The 694-nt window shown below is 55.5% G+C and carries 1 protein-coding gene; it reads left to right on the forward strand.

Annotated elements, in window-relative coordinates:
- Window positions 1–188: 188 nt before the first annotated feature.
- On the forward strand, window positions 189–694 hold a 506-nt coding region (locus E2H86_RS25665), incomplete at its 3' end, for a class I SAM-dependent methyltransferase (protein ID WP_133332285.1).

Below are 694 nucleotides of genomic sequence, written 5' to 3' on the forward strand. Positions count from 1 at the left end.
AGCGGTCATTCCACAAGCGCCGCGTAGCAAATGCGGCGATTGAGTCTCGCTGCGGGTTGTCCTTCCCCGGCGCTTACGAATTCAGGCGCGGCACCACGTCCCAGTTGTGTACCATCAATGCTTCAAGCACATATCGAATGCTATAGAACAACGATATGTTTTGAGCGCGGGGGCACCCAGGAGAGTCCATGGCAGTGGCGAAGCAGCGCGAGATATTTCTCTCAGGCGGTGAAGGCGATCGCTATTTTCAACGTAACCACACATTTTATTCGAATGGCCGTTCTGCGGATACGCTTAGTACCGCAGCAGCTCTATACACCAAATATATAGGGCAAGGTGACCGGGTTCTGGAGGTGGGGAGCTCCTCCGGCGTGAATCTTGCCGCCATTTGTAAGGCGACAGGATGTCACGGCGTTGGTATCGATCCTTCGGCTGATGCGACTGCAGAAGGGCTGCGCTTATTCCCCGAGCTCGAGTTTCGCGTTGGCACTGCCGACAAGCTCGATTTTCCAGATCAGTCTCTCGATTTCATACTGTTCGGGTTCTGCCTGTATCTGGTTGATCGGGAGCACATCACGCGAGTGGTGGCAGAGGCTGATCGCTGCCTTCGTGACGGAGGTTGGATTGGCATTACCGACTTCATGCCTGATGTGCCGACAGCGCGGGCCTATGCTCACCACGCCGGAATTACGTC

This window comes from Pseudomonas putida (genome assembly GCF_004357765.1).
Classification (GTDB): Bacteria; Pseudomonadota; Gammaproteobacteria; order Pseudomonadales; family Pseudomonadaceae; genus Aquipseudomonas; species Aquipseudomonas putida_U.